The sequence below is a fragment of the Streptomyces sp. HD genome (genome assembly GCF_028369295.1).
In the GTDB taxonomy this organism is placed as follows: Bacteria; Actinomycetota; Actinomycetes; order Streptomycetales; family Streptomycetaceae; genus Streptomyces.
Genome location: NZ_JAQMYP010000044.1, coordinates 1 through 23,394, shown reverse-complemented (window position 1 = coordinate 23,394; position 23,394 = coordinate 1). Strand labels below are relative to the sequence as shown.

The following is a 23,394-nucleotide window of genomic DNA, read 5'->3' as shown; positions in this document are numbered from 1 at the left end:
CAACATGAAGATCGACTGGGCGGCCCTCGGCTCCGTCTTCGGCGTCAGCCTCGTGGTCACGGTGGCCCTGGTGGGCCTGTTCACCCTCGGCATCGCGGGCCTGTCCCGCCAGGAGAAGGCCTCGGCCCAGGGCGGCTCGGCCGCCCTCGCGGTCACCGGCGCGTACGCGTGCTTCGCGGCGTGCGCGGCGGCCGTGGCGTACGGGATCTATCTGATCGTGGCCTGACGCAACGGCACGACGAACCGGGTGGGAGGGGACCACGGTCCTCGCCCACCCGGTCGGCGTTTCCGGCCCTACAGGCACGGCGAGTCCTTCACCGCTCCGGCGCCATCGAGGATGGCGCTCTCCTCCCGGGTATAGGGGGTCCAGTGACGGCACAGGGCCTTGTGCCAGGCCTCGGGGTCGAGGGGGATGCTCAGCTCGGAGTTGCCGTGGCGGAAGGTGACATGGCCGGCCGTCACGTGGATGCCGTCCGGGACGGCGCTGAAAGGGAGCGTGACATAGGGCTCGCGGTCCCCCGGTCGCCACAAGGACAGGCCGCCGTCGACGGCCAGGAGGAGACTTCCGTCGTCGGCCAGCGCCACCACTGACAGCTTGCCGTCCGTCTCGACGGCCGGTCCCACGCGCTCGCCGGTCTCCACGTCCCATCGCTGGATGGTTCTGGAGTCCAGTGGGGTGGCCACCGTCCGGCCCCGCGGATCGAATTCCAGGCTTCGCAGATACACCCACCCCACCCACCCCCGCCCACCCCCTGTGTCCGCCACGGTGATGCCGGTTTCCCTGCGTGCCTGCCTGGTCTCGGTGTTCCAGATGACCAGTTCGCCGTTGCTGTGCCCGACCGCCACCTCCTCACGGCGTCCGGGACGGACAGCGAGCCCACGGCACGGTAGTCCCAGCTCTCCGCAGGGATGTTCGTCCAGGACCGTCTCCTCGCCCGACGCGACGTCGTACCGGACCAGGCCACGGTCCTCCAGGACGGCCACCTCGCTGTCCTGGAGGGGAACGACCGTGACGGTGCCCGGAGAGGGCCACACCCGCATGTCCTGCGGGCTGTCCGGATCCACGACGGCGACCTTGTCATCGCCCCAGACGACCAAGTGGTCGCCGTCCGTGGTGAAGAACCCCTGGGCCTCCCCGTTGAATTCCTTGAGCGTCACCGGTTCCGCCCGGCTCTCCTCACCCCGACGGGCCACGACCAGTGTCACCGTCGTCGTGTCGTTGCTGCCGTCGTTGTGAATGTGCGCGCGGTACTCGCCTCCCCGGCTTCTCGTGTACGAGGGGCCTTCCCCGCTCTCGAAACCGGGCTCGGGGTCCGGCAGCGGCATGCTGCGCTCCTCCCGCGTCCTCAGCACCATCAGATCCGAGCCGGAGGCCACCAGGATGCGCGGGGCGGCCCCGGCCTTCTCACCCGGGAGGACACCGACGGGCTGTTCCTCGCCGGTGGCGCGCCAGGCGAAGCCGGGCACGCGATACCGCCTGCCGGTCTCCACGTCGACCACCTCGTACGGGCTCACCTGGGTACCGTTGCGCACCTGCGCATAGCGACCGGTGAGGTCCGAACCCTCCGGCTCGACGGCCAGGAATCGCTGTCCCGTGACACCACCGGAGCCCGTCAGCCGCCTCAGCTGATGCCACCCGTGCCCCCGGTCCCTGACGACCCCGGCGCCCCGGTGGGAGAGCCATTCGGCATCCGGAACCGTGTCCTGGTCCCTGCCGGTCGCCAGGTTCTGCACCCGTGCTTTCCCGTGGCCCTCGTACCGACTGAGATAGACCACGTCCCGGCCCTCCCGGACCAGCGCGGCGTCGTTCGCCTCCCGACCGCTCGGCAGCCCCTGCTGCGACGTCTTCCGAGGCTTTCCCGTGCGGCTCTGCCAGACCTGGACGTGAGAGCTGTGTGCCGCCCCCGGCTCGGCGAGATCGTCGGCGACGAGGCGGAGCAGCAGCCGACCGCTGTCCGAGAAGTCGATCGCCGCCGTATGGCCCATGCGCCCGGTCCCCAGTACAGGCTGATGACCAGTCCACAGGTGTCGGTGAGCCCGAACGTCGTAACAGTGGACCGCTCCGTCGGCGGTCACGATGGCCAGCAGCCCGCCGTCATCGCTGAACTCGGCGCGTACAGGAGCTTCTCCGCCCGTCAGCCCGGGTACCGACCACGAGCTCGCCCGCCCGTCGCTCAGCCCCGTCCATACGCGGGCGTGCGCGACACCGTCCCGGCTGGCTGACGTGGTCACGGCTGTGGAGCCGTCCGGGGTGACGTCGATGCTCGAAATGGGCTCGGCCCCCTGCCCCCCATGTACGGAGATCACCGACATGCCACCGAGATAGGCCTGGAGCAGCGCCTGCCGAGCGTCCTTGCCCGGCGCGTTGTGCCACGCGGCCACCGACAGCCGCGCGGCCATGCCCGGATCGGTCGGGGCCAGCCGGGCGGCATCCTCCACCAGTCGCCGGGACGCCGCCGTCCGTACCTGTTCCTCCAGAGCCATCCGCCCGAGCCACGTCGACACCGCCAGACAACCCGCCACCAACGCCAGCACCACCATCACCGCCGTCGCCAACCGCCACCGCCGCAGGCCCCGTTGCTGATGCCGCCGACTGAGCTGCACATAGTCGCGCTCCGCCGGTGAGATGTCCGCGCGGCGATCCGGATCCTCCAGGCTCTCCACGGACGTGGCCAGCATCGAACCCCGCAGCAACGCCCCCGACTCACCTCCCGTCTCCTTCCAGTGCGCCAGCGCCTGCAGCAACCGTTCCTGCCAGGCGCGGAAGACCCGGGACTCGTCCAGCCACTCCCCCAGGCGGTCCCAGGAGCGGACCAGTTCCTCGTGGGCGAGGTCGACGATGGGGTCGTCGTCGGGGCCGTGGGTGATGCGGACGAGGTGAGTGCCGGTGGCCAGGGCCTCCGCGGCTGCCCGGAGTTCGGGCGACAGGAGCGCGAGGCGGACCGGCTTGCGGGTGAAGCCGCCCGTGTCGTCGGGGCGGGCCAGCTGGGTGAACAGTCGGCGGACCGGCGCCTCGCCATGCGCGGCGATGACGCGGCCGACCCGCTTCTCCGCATGCCCGGACAGGGCCCCGGCCACGCCGCCCAGGGCCTCGTATCCGGCGTGGGTGAGGCGGATGCCCCGCTCGCGGGACCAGAGTTCGGTCAGGGCGAACTCCACCATGGGGAGGTGTCCCGGCTCGTCCTGCGCGTCGTCGACGACGCGTTCCGCGAGGCCGGGTTCGAGGGTGAGGCCGGGGACGGTGCCCGCCGGTCCCTCGACGGCGCGCAGGAGCCCGGCTCGGCCCAGCGGTGCCACGACCTGGGCGCAGTCGCTGAGGACCCGGGCGGTGGCGGGGTCCGCCAGGCCGTCGAGGGAGGCCGAGCGCAGGGTGGCCAGGACGCGCAGCCGTCTGCCGTCGGCCGGAGCCGAAACCAGTGAGACCACCAGGCCCAGCAGCGCGCGGGCGGTGGCCGGTTCGGTGGCGACGGTCTCCTCCAGCTGGTTGAGGAAGAGCACATGGCCGCTCGGGCCGCAGTGGTCGAGCAGGCGCAGGCCGAGGTCGGCCGGGCTCGGCCCGCCCTCGGAGTCGAGCAGGTCCGCCAGGGCCAGGGCGCCGCGCTCCTGCTCGGCCGTGCCGAGGCCGGGTTCCAGGACGGGGATCAGGGCGCGGGCCAGGGTGAGCGAGGCGCGGGTGCCGGGCAGGGGGCGGATCTCCGAGACGGTGTGGCCCCGGGCCCGCAGGCGGGGCAGGACCCCGGCGCGCACGAGTGACGTCTTGCCGCTGCCGGACGGTCCGACGACCGGCACGACGATGTGCCGGTCCACCGCGTCGAGCAGCCGTTCCGTCTCCTCCTCCCGGCCGAAGAACTGCTCGGCGTCCTCCTCCCGGAAGGCGTCGAGTCCGCGGTACGGGCAGCCGCGCCGGCCCGGCTGGAGAGCGAGGAGGGCTTCCGCGGGGATGAGGTAGGCGGTGACCGAGTCGGGGCCCCGGTCGGTGGCGACCGTCATCCCGACGACGGCGCCGGACTCCTCGTCCCAGACCGGCGCTCCGCTGCAGCCGGGGGTGATGCGGTACGCGGTGCCGTCGGCCTCCATCGAGATCCAGCCCTGCCCGACCGCGCCACGCAGCCGTCCGCCGATCCAGGCTCCGTGTTCGGCGGTGGCGGGAAAGCCGAGGATGCGGAAGCGGTGGTCCCAGACGTCGCCGACTCCGGCGAGGGGGACCGGTGATGGGCCGCCCGGCGTCGCGGAGGGAACGGGGACCTCGGTCGGTTCCGGCGCCGGCTGTTCCGGGAGCCGCAGCAGCGCGATGTCGCCGCTGCCGTCGGGTGCCACCGGGCACCAGGCCGACACCGACGCCTCGTACACCGCGGAGCCGCGTTGCAGCGGGAACTCCACGGTGACCGGCAGGGTGGGGGCCGTCCCGTCCCGTGCGTCGGTACGGAGGGCGTCCGCCACGACATGGGCGCAGGTGGCGACGGTGCCGGGAGCGAGCAGGAATCCCGTGCCGACGGTCCTGCCGTCCGGCCCCCGCAGCCGGGCCACCGCCGGCCCGAGGGCTTCCGGGAAACGGGCGGTCATGCCGGGTGTCCCGGGCGGAAGGCGGCGCCGCCGTACGGCGCCCTCTCGACCACGTACGCCAACTGGCTTGTCCCTCCCGCGTGTTTTATCCCCGTACGCGTTATTGCAGAGGGCCATGACGCACAGCCGCAAGCGGGTTGTGGAAGACCGCCCCGCACAGGGGAATTGCCTCTCAAGTCGGACACCGGGGGCAGGTCGGCGTGGTAGCGGTGTGGGGTTCTCCACACTCCCCCACCGCAGGTCAACGGCAAGTTGACGCCCCTTCCAACCCCGTGGTGGACTGCCGGGGCCATGTACGGCGGCAGAAGAGGAAGCCGGTGTGAATCCGGCGCGGTCCCGCCACTGTGACCGGGGTAGATAGCCCCGGGAGTCAGGAACTCTCGTCGTCGGTCTCGTCGAACCAGGGCGTGGACACCCTGAGTGAGGACATAACGCGATGCTCGCCTGCCGATCGAGATGCACTGCCGGCCCCACGGCCGGCCCTTCGGCTGAACCGACGGTCGGCTGACCCCGATGCGTGCCGATCGCGTCTTCGCGTACGGCGCCGCCGCCGGACTCCTCGGTGACCTGCTGCTCGGCGATCCGCGCCGGGGGCATCCGGTCGCCGCGTTCGGGCGGGCCGCCGGGGCAGTGGAGAGAGTGTTGTGGCGCGACGACCGCGCGCGGGGTGCGGTGCACACCGTCGTGTGCGCCGGTGGCGCTGTGGCCGTCGGGGCGCTCGCCGCATGTGCCGTACGTACGTCTCCCGCCACCTCCGTCGCGCTGACCGCCGCCGCCACCTGGGCCGTTGTCGGCGGGACCTCGCTCGCGCGCGAGGCGCGGGAGATCGGGCGTGCCCTGGAGGCGGGGGACGTCGATGGGGCGCGGGCGCGGCTGCCCCATCTGTGCGGCCGGGATCCGCAGGCGCTGGACGCGGACGGGATCGCGCGGGCGGTGGTCGAGTCCGTTGCCGAGAACACCTCCGATGCCGTGGTGGGGGCGCTCGTGTGGGGTGCCGTCGGTGGGGTGCCGGGGCTGCTCGGGTTCCGGGCCGTGAACACGCTCGACGCCATGGTCGGGCACAAGTCGCCCAAGTACCTGCGGTACGGGTGGGCCTCGGCCCGGCTCGACGACGTGGCGGGGTGGCCGGGGGCACGGCTCACCGCCGTACTCGCCGCCGTCGCCGGGGGTGATTCCCGGGGGGCCGTGCGGGCCTGGCGTGACGATGCCGGCAAGCATCCGAGCCCCAACGCCGGGCCCGTCGAGGCCTCGTTCGCGGGGGCGCTCGGCGTACGGCTGGGCGGGACGCTGTCCTACGGCGGGCGGGTCGAGCAGCGGCCCGTGCTCAACGCGTCGGGGCGGACCGTCGGCACACCCGACATCGAGCGCGCCGTACGGCTGTCGAAGCGCGTCGGCTGGCTCGCGCTCGGCGTCTGTGTCGCCGCGCGCCGCATCACGAAGGGGCGTACGTCATGACGGGCGGTGGGCTTCTCGTCGCCGGCACCACCTCCGACGCCGGCAAGAGCGTCGTCACCGCCGGGATCTGCCGGTGGCTGGTGCGGCAGGGTGTGAAGGTCGCGCCGTTCAAGGCGCAGAACATGTCCCTCAACTCGTTCGTCACTCGGGAGGGCGCCGAGATCGGGCGGGCGCAGGCCATGCAGGCGCAGGCCTGTCGCGTCGAGCCGACCGCGCTGATGAATCCCGTGCTGCTCAAGCCCGGTGGCGAGCAGAGCAGTCAGGTCGTGCTGCTCGGGAAGCCGGTCGGTGAGCTGAGCGCGCGTGGTTTCTTCGGGGGGGCTGGGCCCGCGGCGCAGCCGCAATCAGGTGCAGTGTCCCCCGGGAAAAGGCTGCACGGCGGACGGCAGCAGAAGCTTCTCGGGACCGTGCTCGACTGTCTTGCCGAACTCCGGGGCACGTATGACGCGGTGATCTGTGAGGGGGCGGGGAGTCCGGCGGAGATCAATCTGCGGCGGACCGACATCGTGAACATGGGCATCGCCCGCAATGCCGGGCTGCCCGTGCTGATCGTCGGCGACATCGACCGCGGTGGTGTCTTCGCCTCCTTCTTCGGGACCGTCGCGCTGCTGTCGGAGGAGGACCAGAGGCTGATCGCCGGGTTCCTGGTCAACAAGTTCCGCGGCGACGTCTCGCTCCTCGAACCCGGCCTCGACATGCTCCACGGGCTCACCGGACGGCACACCTACGGCGTGCTGCCCTTCCGGCACGGGCTCGGGATCGACGAGGAGGACGGACTGCGGGTCTCTCTGCGCGGGACGGTCCGGGAGTCGAACGTCGCCCCGCCGGTCGGGGAGGACGTGCTGCGCGTCGCCGTCTGTGCCGTCCCGCTCATGTCCAACTTCACGGACGTCGACGCGCTCGCCGCCGAACCGGGCGTCGTCGTACGGTTCGTGGACCGGCCCGAGGAACTGGCCGACGCCGACCTCGTCGTCCTCCCCGGCACCCGGGGAACCGTCCGCGCCCTGGAGTGGCTGAGGGAGCGCGGGCTGGCCGACGCCGTCGTCCGCAGGGCCGCCGAGCAGCGGCCGATCCTCGGCATCTGCGGTGGCTTCCAGGTGCTCGGCGAGCACATCGAGGACGACGTCGAGAGCCGGCGCGGGCAGGTCGAGGGGCTCGGGGTGCTGCCCGTAAGGGTGCGGTTCGCCCGGGAGAAGACCCTCACCCGGCCGACCGGGGAAGCCCTCGGTGAGCATGTCGAGGGGTACGAGATTCATCACGGGATCGCCGAAATCACGGGGGGCGAACCCTTCTTGGACGGCTGCCGGGTCGGCCAGACCTGGGGCACGCACTGGCACGGCTCGCTGGAGTCGGACGGTTTCCGGCGGGCCTTCCTGCGCGAGGTGGCCGCTGCCGCGGGCCGCCGCTTCGTGCCGGCCGCCGACACCTCGTTCGCCGCGCTGCGCGAGGAGCAGCTCGACCGGCTCGGCGACCTGATCGAACAGCACGCGGACACGGACGCGCTCTGGCGGCTCATCGAGTCGGGCGCGCCGCAAGGACTGCCTTTCATTCCACCGGGAGCGCCCGCATGAGCACTGTGTTGTTGTTGTCGACCGCCGACACCGATCTGCTGGCGGCCCGGGCCGCCTCCGGTGCCGACTACCGGATCGGCAACCCGACCCGCGTGGACGTCGAGAGCGAGCTGCCCGCGCTGCTCGACGGCGCGGACCTCGCCGTCGTACGGCTGCTGGGCGGCAAGCGGGCCTGGGAGGACGGGCTAGCGAAGCTCAAGGCGTCGGGCGTGCCGACCGTGCTGCTGGGCGGCGAGGCCGTGCCGGACGCGGAGCTGATGGCCGAGTCGTCGGTCCCGGCCGGTGTGGTCGCCGAGGCGCTGAAGTACCTCGTGGAGGGCGGGCCCGCCAACCTCACCGAGCTCGCCCGGTTCCTCTCCGACACCGTGCTGCTGACGGGCGAGGGGTTCGTGGAGCCGCAGAAGATGCCGGAGTACGGCGTCCACGGCGAGCGTCCGCTCGTCGAGGGGCGGCCGACCGTGGGCGTGCTCTTCTACCGGGCCCATGAGCTCAGCGGCAACACCGCGTTCGTGGACACCCTGTGCGACGCCATCGAGGCGCGGGGCGCCAACGCCCTTCCCGTGTACTGCGGTTCGCTGCGCGGCGCGGATCCGGAGCTGTACGAGATCCTCGGCAAGGCCGACGCCCTGGTCGCCACCGTCCTCGCCGCGGGCGGCACACACGCCTCGCAGGCGTCGGCGGGCGGCGACGAGGAGGCGTGGGACATCGGCAGGCTGGCCGAGCTGAACGTCCCCGTGCTGCAGGGCCTGTGCCTGACGTCGTCCAAGAGCGCCTGGGACGAGTCCGACGCCGCCCTCTCCCCCATGGACGCGGCGATGCAGGTCGCGATCCCGGAGTTCGACGGCCGTCTGATCACCGTCCCGTTCTCCTTCAAGGAGCAGGGCCCGGACGACGTGCCCGTGTACGTGGCCGACCCGGAGCGGGCCGGGCGCGTCGCCGGGATCGCCGTACGGCACGCCCGGTTGAGGCACAAGCCGAACGCCGACAAGAAGCTCGCGCTCGTCTTCACCGCCTACCCGACCAAGCACTCGCGGGTCGGCAACGCGGTCGGCCTGGACACGCCCGCCTCCGCGGTGCGGGTGCTGGACGCGCTGGGGCAGGCCGGGTACGGGGTGACCGAGTACCCGGACAACGGCGACGAGTTGATCCACCGGCTCATCGAGGCGGGCGGGCACGACGTCGAGTGGCTGACCGAGGACCAGCTGGCGTCGGCGCCCGCGCGGGTGCCGCTCGCCGACTACCGGGCGTGGTTCGACAAGCTCGACCCGGAGCTGCGCAACGCGATGACCGAGGCGTGGGGCGAGCCGCCGGGCTCGCTGTACGTCGACGGGGACGACATCGTGCTGGCCTCCCTCCAGTTCGGGAACGTCGTCGTGATGATCCAGCCACCGCGCGGCTTCGGCGAGAACCCGATCGCGATCTACCACGACCCGGACATGCCGCCGTCGCACCACTACATGGCGGCGTACCGGTGGCTGGAGACTGCATCTTCTCAAGCGGGGTTCGGCGCCGACGCGATCGTGCACATGGGCAAGCACGGCACGATGGAGTGGCTGCCGGGCAAGGGCCTCGGCCTCAGCGGCGGCTGCGCCCCGGACGCCGTCCTCGGCGACCTGCCGCTGATCTACCCGTTCATCGTCAACGACCCCGGCGAGGGCACCCAGGCCAAGCGCCGCGGCCACGCCACCGTCGTCGATCACCTGGTGCCGCCGATGGCCCGCGCGGACACCTACGGCGACCTGGCCAAGCTGGAGCAGCTCCTCGACGAGTACGCGCTCGTCTCCGACCTGGACCCGACGAAGGCGCCCGCCGTGCGCGCCCAGATCTGGACGCTGGTCAAGGCGGCCGAGCTGCACCACGACCTGCACGTGGACGAGCAGCCGGGCGACGACGACTTCGACGAGTTCGTCATGCACATCGACGGCTATCTGTGCGAGATCAAGGACGTGCAGATCCGCGACGGCCTGCACATCCTCGGCGGCGGCCCGGTCGGCGAGCCGCGGGTGAACCTGGTCCTCGCCGTGCTGCGCGCCTCGCAGGTGTGGGGCGGGCAGGCGAACGCGCTGCCGGGGCTGCGGGCCTCGCTGGCCGAGCACTTCGGGTTGGTGGAGAAGGAGTTGCTCGCCGAGCCGGGCGCGCCGGTGAAGGTCCCGGTCGAGCTGAGCGACCTGGTCGAGGGCCCGTCCCGCACGGCCGCCGACGCCATCGACCTGCTGGAGCAGCTGTGCCGGCGGGTCGCGGAGGGGATGGAATCCAACGGCTGGGCGGTGTCCGAGGCCCCCGGCCTCGTCCGTGACGTCCTCGGCACCGAAGTCCCCGACGCCGTCGCCGTGCTGGAGTTCGCCTGCACCGAGGTCGTGCCGCGTCTCGCCCGCACCACGGACGAGATCGGCCACATCCTCAAGGCGCTCGACGGCGGTTACGTCCCGGCGGGTCCGTCCGGTTCGCCGACGCGCGGACTGGTCAACGTCCTGCCGACCGGCCGGAACTTCTACTCCGTCGACCCCAAGGCCATCCCGTCCCGGCTGAGCTGGGAGGTCGGGCAGTCGCTCGCCGACTCGCTGGTGCAGCGGTACCTCCAGGACACGGGTGAGTACCCGAAGTCCGTCGGCCTGACGGTCTGGGGCACCTCGGCCATGCGCACCCAGGGCGACGACATCGCCGAGATCCTCGCGCTGCTGGGCTGCCGCCCGGTGTGGGACGACGCCTCACGCCGGGTGACCGGGTTCGAGATCATCGGCCTCAGCGAGCTGGGGCGGCCTCGCATCGACGTCACCGTCCGTATCTCCGGGTTCTTCCGGGACGCGTTCCCGCACGTCGTCGGCCTGATCGACGACGCCGTGCGCAAGGTCGCCGAGCTGGACGAGCCCGCCGACCGGAACTTCGTGAAGGCGCACGCCGACGAGGACACCGCCGAGCACGGTGACCGGCGCAGGGCCACGGCCCGTATCTTCGGCTCCAAGCCGGGCGCGTACGGCGCCGGTCTGCTGCCGCTGATCGACGCCCGCAACTGGCGCAGCGACGCCGACCTCGCCGAGGTGTACGCCGTCTGGGGCGGCTACGCCTACGGGCGCGGGCTCGACGGGCGGGCGGCGCGCGGCGACATGGAGACCGCGTTCAAGCGGATCGCGGTCGCCGCGAAGAACGTCGACACCCGTGAGCACGACCTCGTGGACGCCGACGACTACTTCCAGTACCACGGCGGAATGGTCGCCATGGTGCGGCACCTGACGGGTGCCAACCCCGAGGCGTACGTGGGTGACAGCGCCACCCCCGACCAGGTGAAGACGCGCACCCTCGGCGAGGAGACGCACCGTGTCTTCCGCGCCCGGGTGGTCAACCCGCGCTGGATGGCGGCGATGCGCCGGCACGGCTACAAGGGCGCCTTCGAGATGGCGGCGACCGTGGACTACCTGTTCGGCTACGACGCCACCGCGGGCGTGGTCGACGACTGGATGTACGAGAAGCTCAGCGCGGAATACGTCTTCGACGCCGAGAACCGGGACTTCATGAAGAAGTCCAACCCGTGGGCGCTGCGCGGCATCACCGAGCGGCTCCTGGAGGCCGCGGACCGCGGGCTGTGGGCCGAGCCGGACGCCGACACACTGGAGCGGCTGCGCGCCACCTACCTGGAGCTGGAAGGCGACTTGGAGGGCGACGAGAAGTGACCACCCCCTTCCCCTTTACGGCCGTTGTAGGCCAGGACGACCTGCGGCTCGCGCTGCTGCTGAACGCCGTGTCACCGGCGGTCGGCGGTGTGCTGGTGCGCGGCGAGAAGGGCACCGCCAAGTCGACGGCCGTACGCGCGCTGTCGGCGCTGATGCCCGAGGTCCCGGTGGTCCCCGGCTGCCGCTTCTCCTGCGACCCGGGCTCCCCGGACCCCGCGTGCCCGGACGGGCCGCACGAGGAGACGGGCGCGGGCACGCAACGCCCCGCCCGCATGGTCGAACTGCCCGTCGGCGCCTCCGAGGACCGGCTGGTCGGCGCCCTGGACATCGAGCGCGCGCTCGCCGAGGGCGTGAAGGCCTTCGAGCCGGGCCTCCTCGCCGACGCCCACCGCGGCATCCTGTACGTCGACGAGGTCAACCTCCTCCACGACCACCTGGTCGACCTGCTCCTCGACGCGGCGGCGATGGGCGCGTCGTACGTCGAACGCGAGGGTGTGTCGGTCCGGCACGCCGCCCGGTTCCTGCTGGTCGGCACCATGAACCCCGAAGAGGGCGAGCTGCGCCCGCAGTTGCTCGACCGGTTCGGCCTGACCGTCGAGGTCGCCGCCTCGCGGGAGCCCGACCAGCGGGTGGAGGTCGTACGGCGGCGTCTCGCATACGACGACGACCCGGGCGCCTTCGCCGCGCGGTGGGCCGACGAGGAGGCCGCCGTACGTCGACGCATCGTCGCCGCGCGGGAGTTGCTGCCGTCGGTGCGGCTGGGCGACGGGGCGCTGCGGCAGATCGCGGCGACCTGCGCCGCCTTCGAGGTGGACGGCATGCGGGCCGACATCGTGATGGCCCGTACGGCCACCGCGCTCGCCGCCTGGGCCGGGCGGACCGATGTGCTCGCCGAGGACGTCCGGCAGGCGGCGCTGCTCGCGCTGCCGCACCGCAGGCGCCGTAACCCCTTCGACGCGCCCGGCCTCGACGAGGACAAGCTGGACGAGACCCTTGAGGAGTTCGGGGGTTCCGAGGACGAGGATCCGGACCCTGATCCTGATCCGGACGGTCCCGGTGGAGGCGGCGGGCAGCCGCCGCAGTCCGACGACGGCCCTCAAGGGGGTGACTCGGCCGCCGGCCCCGAGGCCGGTGAGGGCGGGGAGCCGCAGGCCTCCGGGGCTGGGGAGCAGACCCCCGTACGGGCGTCGGAACCCTTCCGTACCAAGGTGCTGAGCGTGCCGGGCATCGGTGAGGGTGCCGCCGGGCGGCGTTCGCGGGCGCGGACCGAGCACGGCAGGACCACGGGTGCCCGGCGTCCCCGAGGGGCGCTGACCAAGCTGCACCTGGCGGCCACCGTGCAGGCGGCGGCGCCGCATCAGCGGGCCCGGGGGCGGTCGGGGCCTGGGCTGGTGGTGCGCCGGGACGATCTGCGGCAGGCCGTGCGCGAAGGGCGCGAGGGGAACCTCGTGCTGTTCGTCGTGGACGCCTCCGGGTCGATGGCGGCCCGGCAGCGGATGAGTGCCGTGAAGGGCGCCGTGCTGTCGCTGCTCCTGGACGCGTATCAGCGGCGGGACAAGGTGGGGCTGGTGACGTTCCGGGGGTCGGCCGCCGATGTGGCGCTGCCGCCGACGTCGTCCGTGGACGCTGCCGCCGTTCGGTTGGAGTCGTTGCCGACGGGCGGGCGTACACCCCTCGCGGCCGGGCTGCTCAAGGCGCATGAGGTGCTGCGGGTGGAGCGGCTGCGGGATCCTGCCCGGCGGGCACTCGTCGTGGTCGTGACCGACGGCCGGGCCACGGGTGGGCCGGAGCCGGTGGCGCTGGCGGGGCGTGCGGCCCGGCTGTTCGCGGCGGAGGGCGTCGCGTCCGTGGTCGTGGACTGCGAGTCGGGGCCCGTGCGGCTGGGGCTCGCGGGGCAGCTCGCGGGTGAGCTGGGCGGTACGGCGGTCACGCTGGACGAGTTGCGCGCGGAGTCCATCGCCGGGCTGGTGCGGGATGTGCAGGGCGGGTCGAAGAGGAGGGTCGCGTAATGCCTCAGGGGCAGCCGAGTGTGGTGCCGGACGACGGGCTGACGACACGTCAGCGGCGTAATCGGCCGCTGGTGGTCGTGCACACGGGCATCGGCAAGGGCAAGTCCACCGCCGCGTTCGGGCTCGCGCTGCGCGCCTGGAACCAGGGGTGGCCCATCGGGGTGTTCCAGTTCGTCAAGTCCGCGAAGTGGAAGGTCGGCGAGGAGAACGCGCTGCGGGTCCTGGGGGCCAGTGGTGAGGGCGGGTCCGTCGACTGGCACAAGATGGGCGAGGGGTGGTCCTGGGTCCAGCGGGACATCCAGGGTGACAACTCGACCAACGAGGAGAAAGCTCGGGAGGGCTGGGAGCAGGTCAAGCGGGACCTGGCCGCCGAGACGTACAAGCTGTATGTGCTGGACGAGTTCGCCTACCCCATGCACTGGGGGTGGGTCGACACCGACGAGGTGGTCGACGTGCTGCGGAACCGTCCGGGGACCCAGCATGTCGTGATCACCGGGCGGAACGCGCCCGAGAAGCTCGTCGACCTCGCCGATCTCGTGACCGACATGTCCAAGGTCAAGCACCCCATGGACGCGGGCCAGAAGGGCCAGAGAGGCATCGAGTGGTGATGTCGAGATGAGTTCCTCGTCCGTCCCTCGGCTGGTCATTGCCGCGCCTTCTTCCGGCAGCGGCAAGACCACCGTCGCCACGGGGTTGATGGCCGCGTTCGCCGCGCGGGGGCTTGCCGTGTCCCCGCACAAGGTGGGGCCGGACTACATCGACCCCGGGTATCACGCGCTCGCCACCGGGCGGACGGGGCGGAATCTCGACGCGTATCTGTGCGGGCCGGAGTTGGTCGGGCCGTTGTTCCTGCACGGAGCGCGCGGATGCGACGTCGCTGTGGTCGAGGGCGTCATGGGGATGTACGACGGGGCCGCCGGGGAGGGTGAACTGGCGTCCACGGCTCATGTGGCGAAGCTGCTGCGGGCGCCGGTCGTGCTGGTGGTGGACGCGTCGTCGCAGTCCCGGTCGGTGGCGGCGCTCGTGCACGGGTTCGCGTCCTGGGATCCGCAGGTGCGGGTCGGGGGCGTGATCCTCAACAAGGTCGCGTCGGACCGGCACGAGGAGTTGCTGCGGGAGGCGTTGGACGCGGCCGGGGTGCCGGTGCTGGGGGTGCTGCGGCGGGTGGCCCAGGTGGACACGCCGTCGCGGCATCTGGGGTTGGTGCCGGTCGCCGAGCGGCGCGCTGCCGCGGTGGAGGCCGTGGCGGCGATGGCCGAGCAGGTGCGTGCCGGGTGTGATCTGGAGGGGTTGCTGGGGCTGGCGCGGAGTGCGGGTGCGTTGTCGTGTGCGGCTTGGGATGCAGCTGAGGTCTTGGCTTCCTCGCCCCCGCCGCCCCTTCCCGTCCCGACCCTGGGGGCTGCCGCCCCCAGACCCCCGCTTCGGCCCGAAGGACCTCGTCCTCAAACGCCGGACGGGCTGGATTGTTCGCCGGACGGGCAGGCTGATGCGCCGGACAGGCAGGATGATGCGAATCGGCGTGTGCGGGTTGCCGTCGCCGGTGGTCCCGCCTTCACCTTCTCCTACGCCGAGCACACCGAGCTGCTCACCGCCGCCGGTGCCGAAGTCGTGCCCTTCGACCCCCTCCGGGACGAACGGCTCCCCGACGGCACCCGTGGCCTGGTGATCGGTGGCGGCTTCCCGGAGGTGTACGCGTCCGAGCTGTCCGCCAACGAACCCCTCCGCAAGGCCGTCTCCGCCCTGGTGGCGACCGGCGCTCCCGTTGCCGCCGAGTGTGCCGGGCTGCTCTATCTGTGCCGTGAGCTCGACGGGCTGCCGATGTGCGGGGTGCTGGACGCCGGCGCGCGGATGAGCGAGCGGCTCACGCTGGGGTACCGGGACGCCGTGGCCGTCAGTGACAGTTCGCTCGCCGTCGCCGGGACGCGGATGCGGGGGCACGAGTTTCATCGGACCGTCGTCGAGCCGGGCTCGGGGGCGGCGCCCGCCTGGGGGGTCAGGGCCCCTCGGCCGCGGGTCGAAGGTTTCGTACAGCAGGGCGTGCACGCGAGTTATCTGCACACGCACTGGGCCGCGCGGCCCGGTGTCGCCCATCGGTTCGTGGAGAGGTGCCGGACGTCATGAGCAGCAGCAGGTTGATCGGAGTCGGGGTCGGTCCCGGTGATCCGGAGCTGGTGACCGTCAAGGGCGTCAACGCTCTGCGTGCCGCCGATGTCGTCGTCGTACCCGTCATGGACAGCGGGGAGCGGGGGCGGGCCGAGGCGACCGTGCTGCACTACGTGCCCGAGGAGAAGGTCGTACGGGTCGTGTTCGCCCTCAACGAGCGGACCGACCGGGCCAGGCGGGAGGCCGCCTGGGACGCCGCGGGCGAGCGGGTGGCCGAGCTGCTGCGCGGGCATGCCGCCGTGGCCTTCGCGACCATCGGCGATCCCAACGTGTACTCCACCTTCACCTATCTCGCCCAGACCATCGGCGAGTTGGTGCCCGACACCGTCGTCGAGACCGTCCCCGGCATCACCGCGATGCAGGACCTCGCCGCACGGTCGGGCGCCGTGCTCACCGAGGGGACCGAGCCGCTGACACTCGTGCCCGTGACCGCGGGGGCGACCGTGCTCAAGGAGGCCCTCGCCGGGCCCGGGACGGTCGTCGCCTACAAGTTCGGGCGGCAGGCGCGGGAGGTCGCCGAGGCACTGCGGGAGACCGGGCGGACCGAGGACGCGGTGTGGGGGTCGGCGCTGGGCCTTGAGGAGGAGTCGATCCGGTCGGCGGCCGACCTCGACGGCAGCCCCCTGCCCTACCTCTCGACGCTCATCGCCCCCGCTCGGCGCGACGGCGGGCGGGGCGGCAAGCTCTGACGCCGGTACGACGCCCCGCACCCCGCACACCCACCACCCCCGCTGAACCCCCTTTGCAGGAGAGGACCGTTCCCATGGCCGATGCCCCCACCGGCAAGGTGACCTTCGTCGGTGCCGGCCCCGGCGCCGCCGATCTGCTGACGTTCCGTGCCGCGCGTGCCATCGCCGAGGCCGACGTGGTGATCTGGGCGGCGAGCCTGGTCCAGGCGGAGGTCCTGCAGCACGCGCGCGAGGATGCCGAGATCCTCGACTCGGCGACCATGTCCCTGGAGGACGTCGTCGCCGTCTACGAGCGGGCTCACCGGGAAGACCTGCGCGTCGCCCGGATCCACTCCGGCGACCCCGCCCTGTGGGGCGGCACCCAGGAGCAGCTCGACCGGTGTGCCGACCTCGGTGTCGCGACCGAGGTCGTGCCCGGGGTCTCCGCCTTCTCCGCCGTGGCCGCGCTCGCCCAGCGGGAGCTGACGATCCCCGAGGTCGCGCAGTCCGTCGTACTCACCCGGCTCGGCGGCGGCAAGACGCCGATGCCGCCCGGGGAGGAGGTCAGGGAGTTCGCCAAGCACGGCACCACCATGGCGATCTTCCTGTCCGCGGCCCGCAGCGGCCAGCTGGTGCGGGAGCTGCTGGAGGGCGGGTATCCGACGTCCACGCCGGTCGTGGTCGCGTACCAGGCGACCTGGCCGGAGGAGCTCGTCGTGCGGTGCACCATCGGCACGCTGGAGGAGACCGTCAAGGAGCACAAGCTCTGGAAGCACACCCTGTTCCTGGTCGGACCGGCCCTCGACGCACAGGGCACCCGCTCGCACCTCTACCACCCCGGCCACTTCCACGGGTATCGCAAGGCCGACCCGCAGGCCCGCCGGGCGCTGCGCGAACGAGGGGCGAGCTCATGACCTCGGGCCGGCCGATCACGGTCGTCGGTACGGGGACGGGGGCGCCGCCTCCCGAGGACGTCCTCGCCGGTGCCGCACTGGTCGTCGGCGGGCGGCGGCATCTGGACGCCGTACGGCTGCCGGACGGGGCGGAGCGGGTGGTGCTCGGGGCGCTCGCGCCCGCCCTGGACACCGTCGAGGAGTACGTCGCCAAGGAGCGGCCGGTGGTGGTGCTGGCCTCCGGTGACCCCGGGTTCTTCGGGATCGTGCGGGCGCTCGCCGAGCGGTTCGGGTCGGAGCGGCTGGAGGTGCGGCCCGGGGTGTCGTCCGTGGCCACCGCGTTCGCGCGGCTGGGGCTGACCTGGGACGACGCGGTCGTCGTCAGCGCGCACGGGCGGGATCCGCGGACGGCCGTCAACATCTGCCGGGCCCATCCCAAGGTGGCCGTGCTGACCGGTCCGGGCGCCGGGCCGGCCGAGCTGGGTGCGGCGCTGCGGGACACCGGGCGCGTGCTGGTCGTCGCCTCCGCCCTGGGCGATGCGGAGCGCGAGCGCGTGGAGCGGCTGACGCCCGCCGAGGCGGCGGGCCGCGACTGGGGTACGTCGGTGAGCGTGGTGCTCTGCCTGGACGAGACGCGGCTGCTCGGTCCCGTACGGACGCTCGCGGGGCCTGAACCGCGGCCCGCCGGCTGGGCCCTGGGCGAGGCCGACTTCGCGCACCGCGACTCGATGATCACCAAGTTCGAGGTACGGGCGCTGGCGCTGGCCCGGCTCGGTCCGCGGCTCGGCGACCTGGTGTGGGACGTCGGCGCGGGCTCCGGCTCGGTGGCCGTGGAGTGCGCCCGGCTCGGGGCGGCGGCCGTCGCCGTCGAGAAGGCCCCGGACGGGGTGGAGCGGATCCGCGCCAACGCCGCCACGCACGGCGTGGACGTGCATGTGGTGCACGGCGCGGCGCCGGACGCGCTGGCGGACCTCACCGACGACCCCGACGCCGTGTTCGTGGGCGGCGGCGGGCGCGAACTGCCCGCCGTCGTCAGCGTCTGTGCGCGGCGCGCCCGGCGCACGGTGGTCGTCGCGATGGCCGCGCTCGACCGGGTGCCGGCCGCCCGGGAGGCCCTGACGAGTGCCGGGTTCTCCTGCGACGGGGTGCTGTTGCAGTCGTCCCGGCTCGCGCCGCTGCCGGGGGACGTGACCCGGCTCGCGGCGACCAATCCGGTTTTCCTGCTGTGGGGCGTGCGGCCTCAAGCCTGTTCTGAAGGAGATGCCCAGTGATCGGCCTCATTTCCGCCACCGCGGCGGGGGCGGCGGCGCGGGACCGGCTGGCCGTGGCGTGGCCGGACCGCACGCGCGTGTACAACGGTCCCGTCAAGGACGCCGTGCGGCGGGCGTTCGCCGAGTGCGAGCAGTTGGTGTGCTTCCTGGCCACGGGGGCGGTCGTCCGGCTGATCGCCCCGCTGCTCGGGGACAAGACGAGCGACCCGGGTGTGGTGTGCGTCGACGAGAGCGGGCGGTTCGCCGTGTCGCTGGTCGGCGGGCACGGCGGCGGCGCCAATGAACTCGCCCGGGAGATCGGGGAGTTGCTGGGCGCCGAGCCCGTGGTGACGACCGCGACCGATGCCGTGGGGGTGCCCGGCCTCGACACGCTCGGGTTCCCGGTGGAGGGCGATGTCGCCGCCGTCTCGCGGGCCCTGCTCGACGGTGAGCCGGTGGCTCTGCGGGCCGAGCTCGACTGGCCCCTGCCGCCGCTGCGGGTCGGCGCCGAGGGCTCGTACGCGATCCGGCTGACGGACCGGCTGGTCGAGCCCGCCGAGCACGAGGTCGTGCTGCGTCCGCCGTCCCTCGTCGTCGGCGTCGGCGCTTCGAAGGGCGCCCCGGCGGACGAGGTCCTCGGACTGGTGAAGAGCGCACTGCGGGACGCCGGCCTCTCCCCCGCGTCCCTCGCCGAGCTCGCCACCGTCGACGCCAAGGCCGACGAGCCCGGCATCGTCGAGGCCGCCGCACGACTCGGCGTCCCCCTCGTCACCCACTCCGCCGAGGAGCTGGCGGCCGTCGAGGTCCCCAACCCCTCCGACGCACCCCTCGCCGCAGTGGGCACCCCCTCGGTCGCCGAGGCCGCCGCCCTGGTGCACGGCGGTGAACTCCTCGTCCCCAAGCGGAAGTCGGAGCGCGCCGACGGGCAGCCCGCGATGGCGACCTGTGCCGTCGTACGGCGTCCCGGGCGCGGTCGGCTCGCGGTGGTCGGGCTCGGGCCGGGCGCCCGGGATCTGCTGACACCTCGCGCGAAGGCCGAACTCCAGGGCGCCTCCGTGCTGGTGGGCCTCGACCAGTACGTCGACCAGATCCGCGACCTGGTGCGCCCCGGCACACGGGTCCTGGAGTCGGGGCTCGGTGCCGAGGAGGAGCGGGCCCGGACGGCGGTCGAGGAGGCCCGCAAGGGGCAGACCGTCGCGCTGATCGGCAGCGGGGACGCGGGCGTGTACGCCATGGCCTCCCCCGCGCTGGCCGAGGCGTCCGACGACATCGACGTGATCGGCGTACCCGGGGTGACGGCGGCCCTGGCGGCTGCCGCGATCCTCGGTGCGCCGCTCGGCCATGACCATGTGTCGATCAGCCTCTCCGACCTGCACACTCCGTGGGAGGTCATCGAGCGTCGGGTGCGGGCGGCGGCCGAGGCGGACATCGTGGTCACCTTCTACAACCCCCGTTCCCGGGGCCGCGACTGGCAGCTGCCCAAGGCCCTCACGATCCTCGCCGAGCACCGGAAGCCGACGACGCCGGTCGGTGTCGTACGGAACGCGTCGCGGCCGGACGAGTCCAGTCGGCTCACGACACTGGGCTCCCTGGACCCGGCGACGGTCGACATGATGACGGTCGTGACCGTCGGCAACACGGCGACCCGGGACATCGCCGGGCGCATGGTGACGCCGCGCGGCTACCGCTGGCAGGCATCGCAGGAGGGCACCGAGTGAACCGCGTCGTGCATCCGATCGAGGAGGAGTCCTACCGGCGGCTGCGTGCCCGCCTGGACACCTCGCACTTCCCGCCGCTGACCCGGGCGGTCGTGGAGCGGGTCATCCACTCCGCCGCCGACCTCGGCTACGCGACCGACCTCGTCATGGACGAGAGCGAGTTGGCGAAGGCGCACGCAGCGCTGCACTCCGGGGCGCCAGTGGTCGTCGACGTCGAGATGGTGGCCGCCGGGATCACCCGGCGCGAGACCGTCTGCCGGCTGAAGGACGCCGTGGCCGGCCCCGACCTGACCCGCTCGGCGCACGCCGTCCGGCTCGCCTACGAGCAGGTCGGCCCGGGTGCCCTCTGGGTGATCGGCAACGCGCCGACCGCGCTGGAGGAGCTGCTCACCCTGGACGCCGCCCCGGCGCTCGTCATCGGCCTGCCCGTCGGCTTCGTCGGCGCGGTCGAGTCCAAGGCGGCGTTGCGCGAGAGCGGGCTGCCCGCCGTGAGCAACGTGTCCGAGAAGGGCGGTTCGGCGGTCGCCTCGGCCGCCCTCAACGCCCTGCTGTACCACCCCGCATCCCACTCCGAGGAGAAATCGTGACCACCCCGCCGCCCGCCCTGCTCATCGCCGGTCACGGCACCCGGGACGATGCCGGGGCCGAGGCGTTCCGCGACTTCGTACGGGAGTTGGGTCGCCGCAACCCCGAACTTCCCGTCGCGGGCGGCTTCATCGAACTGTCCCCGCCGCCGCTGGGCGACGCCGTCACCGAGCTGGTCGAGCGAGGCGTGCGCCGGTTCGCCGCCGTGCCGCTGATGCTGGTGTCCGCCGGGCACGCCAAGGGCGACATCCCGGCCGCGCTGGCCCGCGAGAAGGAGCGGCACCCGGGGATCTCGTACACCTACGGCCGCCCGCTGGGCCCGCACCCGGCGCTGCTGTCCGTCCTGGAGCGACGCCTCGACGAGGCGCTCGGCGCCGAGGGCAACCGCACGCCCGGGGACCGGGCCGACGTCACCGTGCTGCTGGTCGGGCGCGGCTCGACCGACCCGGACGCCAACGCCGAGGTGCACAAGGCGGCGCGGCTGCTGTGGGAGGGGCGCGGTTACGCGGGCGTGGAGACGGCGTTCGTGTCGCTGGCGGCGCCGGACGTGCCGAGCGGCCTGGACCGGTGTGTGAAGCTGGGGGCGCGGAAGATCGTCGTCCTGCCCTACTTCCTCTTCACCGGCATCCTGCCGGACCGGGTACGGCAGCAGACGGAGGGCTGGGCGGAGGCGCACCCGGAGGTCGAGGTGCTCTCGGCGGACGTCATCGGTCCGGAGCCGGAGCTGCTCGACCTGGTGATGGAGCGGTACGAGGAGGCCATCAAGGGCGACCTGCGCATGAACTGCGACTCGTGCGTGTACCGCATCGCGCTGCCCGGTTTCGAGGACAAGGTCGGCATGCCGCAGCAGCCGCACTTCCACCCGGACGACGACGGCCACCACCACGGACACCACCATCACGGCGCCCACTCCCATGCCCACTGAGGGCGAGCACGACCTGCGCCACCACGGCGACGCCGAGGTCCGTGACGACGGCTCGGCGCTCGTCGACCTCGCCGTGAACGTCCGCGCGGACACACCGCCCGCGTGGCTGCGGGAGCGGATCGCGCAGTCGCTGGGCTCGCTCGCGGCCTACCCGGACGGGCGGGCCGCGCGGGCGGCGGTGGCTGCGCGGCACGGGCTGCCGGTGGAGCGGGTCCTGCTGACCGCGGGGGCCGCGGAGGCGTTCGTGCTGCTCGCCCGCGCCCTGAAGGTGCGCCGGCCGGTGGTCGTGCACCCGCAGTTCACGGAGCCGGAGGCCGCCCTGCGGGACGCCGGGCACACCGTCGACCGGGTGCTGCTGCGGGCGCAGGACGGGTTCCGGCTGGACCCTGAGGCCGTCCCCGAGGACGCCGACCTGGTGGTGATCGGCAACCCGACCAACCCGACGTCGGTGCTGCACCCGGCCGCGGCCATCGCCCGACTCGCCCGTCCCGGGCGGATGTTGGTGGTGGACGAGGCGTTCATGGACGCGGTGCCGGGCGAGCGGGAGGCGCTGGCGGAGCGGACGGACGTGCCGGGTCTCGTCGTGCTCCGCAGCCTGACCAAGACCTGGGGGCTGGCCGGACTGCGGATCGGCTACGTCCTCGCCGCCCCGGACACCATCGCCGACCTGGAGCGCGCCCAGCCCCTGTGGCCGGTCTCCACACCCGCGCTGGCCGCCGCCGAGACCTGTGTGTCACCACGGGCCCTGGCGGAGGCGGCGCACGCGGCCCACCGCGTCGCCGCCGACCGGGCCCATCTCGTCACGGGGCTCGGCCGGTTCGCCTCGGCCGGGCTCCGGGTCGTCGAGCCGGCCGAGGGTCCCTTCGTCCTCGTACGGCTGCCGGAGGCGGCCACCGTGCGACGGCACCTGCGCGACCTCGGGTTCGCGGTGCGGCGCGGGGACACCTTTCCCGGGCTGGGCGAGGAGTGGCTGCGGCTGGCGGTGCGGGACCGGGCGACGGTCAGGGGGTTCCTGACGGCGCTGGAGCGGGCTCTGGACCCGGCGGACCGCTGAGCCGGGACGCCCGCCTCCGGGCGCCGCCGCTCAGACGGGCAGCCGTCCCGGGTACCGCCGTCCCTCAGGCAGGGCAGCCGTCCCCGGGTGCCGCCGCCGAGCGGGAGCCCCCGGGTGGCGTCCCTCGCTGCTCAGGCCTTCCGGCGGTGGGCCAGTGCCACCGCTCCGCCGCCCGCCACGAGGAGCGCGAGTGCGCCGCCCGCGATGTACGGCGTCATGGAGTTGCCGCCGGTCTCCGCGAGGCCGTCGTCGGCGGCCTGGCCCTGGGGCTTCACATCGCCGGCCGGGCCGGTGCTCGGGGCGCCGCTCGGGTCGGTCTGCTGCGCGGACCCGGCCGGGGTCTCGCAGGTCGCCTTGGCGAGGGTCAGGGTGCCCTGGACGTCGGCGACGTTCAGCTTCAGCGGGTTGACGGAGACCTTGAGTTCGAGCGCGGTGGCGGCGGCCGTACGCGACGTGGTCTGCGTCTTGGAGTAGTCCAGCCGCACGTCGCCGACGCCGGGCACCTCGACCTTGGTGGTGCCGCCCGCGGTCAGCGTGACCTTCTTGCCCAGCACGGTGACGTCGCCGAGCAGGTTGGACGAGGCGGTCGGTGTCTTCCCGGCCTCGCAGGTCGCCTTGGAGGTGACCTGGCCGACCTCGATGAGCGAGAGGAGCGGCAGACCGGGGAGGTGGACCTTGGCGTGGGTGAGGTTGGTGTATCCCTCGGCCTTACCGCCCTCGACGGTCGCCGTCGACTTGGCGACCTCGGCGTTCAGCACGTTGAAGGACCGGCCGCCGTCGACGCCGTTCAACTGGGCCGTCAGCGTGGCCTTTTCGGCGCTCTGCGGGGCCTGGACCTCGTTCAGGGAGACCGCGAGCGGGACGTTCACGGT

At 73.1% G+C, this 23,394-nt stretch carries 16 protein-coding genes and 1 riboswitch; of the genes, 14 read left to right on the top strand and 2 right to left on the bottom strand.

The features are described 5' to 3' along the window. The first annotated feature begins 4 nt into the window (after positions 1-4). On the top strand, positions 5-226 hold the full coding sequence (locus POF73_RS33635) for a hypothetical protein (RefSeq protein WP_272122835.1): 222 nt from the start codon (positions 5-7) through the stop codon (positions 224-226). A gap of 68 nt (positions 227-294) precedes the next feature. Here POF73_RS33635 and POF73_RS33630 read toward each other — a convergent pair whose 3' ends face one another. Continuing rightward, positions 295-4,563, bottom strand: coding sequence for an nSTAND1 domain-containing NTPase (locus tag POF73_RS33630; RefSeq protein WP_272122833.1), 4,269 nt, complete (start codon positions 4,561-4,563; stop codon positions 295-297). Between the two features lie 259 nt (positions 4,564-4,822). Next, a riboswitch (cobalamin riboswitch) is annotated at positions 4,823-4,962 on the top strand. 114 nt (positions 4,963-5,076) lie between these two features. Between POF73_RS33630 and POF73_RS33625 the strand changes: the two genes are divergently transcribed. From POF73_RS33625 to cobC, 13 genes are all read left to right on the top strand, one after another. Further along, entirely contained in the window at positions 5,077-6,018 is a 942-nt protein-coding gene (locus tag POF73_RS33625) for a cobalamin biosynthesis protein (RefSeq protein WP_272122832.1), read from the top strand. Further along, positions 6,015-7,589: a cobyric acid synthase gene (locus tag POF73_RS33620; protein ID WP_272122831.1), complete on the top strand. Its 1,575-nt coding sequence runs from the start codon at positions 6,015-6,017 to the stop codon at positions 7,587-7,589. The genes POF73_RS33625 and POF73_RS33620 overlap by 4 nt, the downstream gene beginning before the upstream one ends. Next, positions 7,586-11,257: a cobaltochelatase subunit CobN gene (gene cobN, locus POF73_RS33615; protein ID WP_272122830.1), complete on the top strand. Its 3,672-nt coding sequence runs from the start codon at positions 7,586-7,588 to the stop codon at positions 11,255-11,257. Before POF73_RS33620 ends, cobN begins: the two co-directional genes overlap by 4 nt. After that, the gene (locus POF73_RS33610) at positions 11,254-13,266 is read left to right on the top strand and encodes a putative cobaltochelatase (protein WP_272122829.1); all 2,013 of its coding nucleotides are present in this window, start codon (positions 11,254-11,256) and stop codon (positions 13,264-13,266) included. The genes cobN and POF73_RS33610 overlap by 4 nt, the downstream gene beginning before the upstream one ends. Then, complete coding sequence (cobO, locus tag POF73_RS33605) at positions 13,266-13,874, top strand: cob(I)yrinic acid a,c-diamide adenosyltransferase (RefSeq protein WP_272122828.1); 609 nt, start codon at positions 13,266-13,268, stop codon at positions 13,872-13,874. Before POF73_RS33610 ends, cobO begins: the two co-directional genes overlap by 1 nt. Positions 13,875-13,881: 7 nt before the next feature. After that, on the top strand, positions 13,882-15,387 hold the full coding sequence (locus POF73_RS33600) for a cobyrinate a,c-diamide synthase (protein WP_272122827.1): 1,506 nt from the start codon (positions 13,882-13,884) through the stop codon (positions 15,385-15,387). Further along, entirely contained in the window at positions 15,372-16,118 is a 747-nt protein-coding gene (gene cobI / locus POF73_RS33595) for a precorrin-2 C(20)-methyltransferase (RefSeq protein ID WP_272122826.1), read from the top strand. Before POF73_RS33600 ends, cobI begins: the two co-directional genes overlap by 16 nt. Positions 16,119-16,192: 74 nt before the next feature. Continuing rightward, positions 16,193-17,011, top strand: a complete 819-nt coding sequence (cobM, locus tag POF73_RS33590; RefSeq protein WP_272122825.1) for a precorrin-4 C(11)-methyltransferase — start codon at positions 16,193-16,195, stop codon at positions 17,009-17,011. Next, positions 17,008-18,261, top strand: coding sequence for a precorrin-6y C5,15-methyltransferase (decarboxylating) subunit CbiE (cbiE, locus tag POF73_RS33585; protein ID WP_272122824.1), 1,254 nt, complete (start codon positions 17,008-17,010; stop codon positions 18,259-18,261). The genes cobM and cbiE overlap by 4 nt, the downstream gene beginning before the upstream one ends. Continuing rightward, positions 18,258-19,958, top strand: a complete 1,701-nt coding sequence (cobJ, locus tag POF73_RS33580) for a precorrin-3B C(17)-methyltransferase (RefSeq protein WP_272122822.1) — start codon at positions 18,258-18,260, stop codon at positions 19,956-19,958. The genes cbiE and cobJ overlap by 4 nt, the downstream gene beginning before the upstream one ends. After that, on the top strand, positions 19,955-20,545 hold the full coding sequence (locus POF73_RS33575) for a precorrin-8X methylmutase (RefSeq protein WP_272122821.1): 591 nt from the start codon (positions 19,955-19,957) through the stop codon (positions 20,543-20,545). Before cobJ ends, POF73_RS33575 begins: the two co-directional genes overlap by 4 nt. Next, the gene (locus POF73_RS33570) at positions 20,542-21,468 is read left to right on the top strand and encodes a sirohydrochlorin chelatase (protein ID WP_272122820.1); all 927 of its coding nucleotides are present in this window, start codon (positions 20,542-20,544) and stop codon (positions 21,466-21,468) included. Before POF73_RS33575 ends, POF73_RS33570 begins: the two co-directional genes overlap by 4 nt. Next, positions 21,458-22,522, top strand: coding sequence for an Rv2231c family pyridoxal phosphate-dependent protein CobC (cobC, locus tag POF73_RS33565; RefSeq protein WP_272122819.1), 1,065 nt, complete (start codon positions 21,458-21,460; stop codon positions 22,520-22,522). Before POF73_RS33570 ends, cobC begins: the two co-directional genes overlap by 11 nt. 131 nt (positions 22,523-22,653) lie before the next feature. Here the strand turns inward: cobC and POF73_RS33560 are convergent. After that, positions 22,654-23,394: SCO1860 family LAETG-anchored protein (locus POF73_RS33560; RefSeq protein ID WP_272122818.1), on the bottom strand; the 741-nt coding region annotated here is incomplete at its 5' end.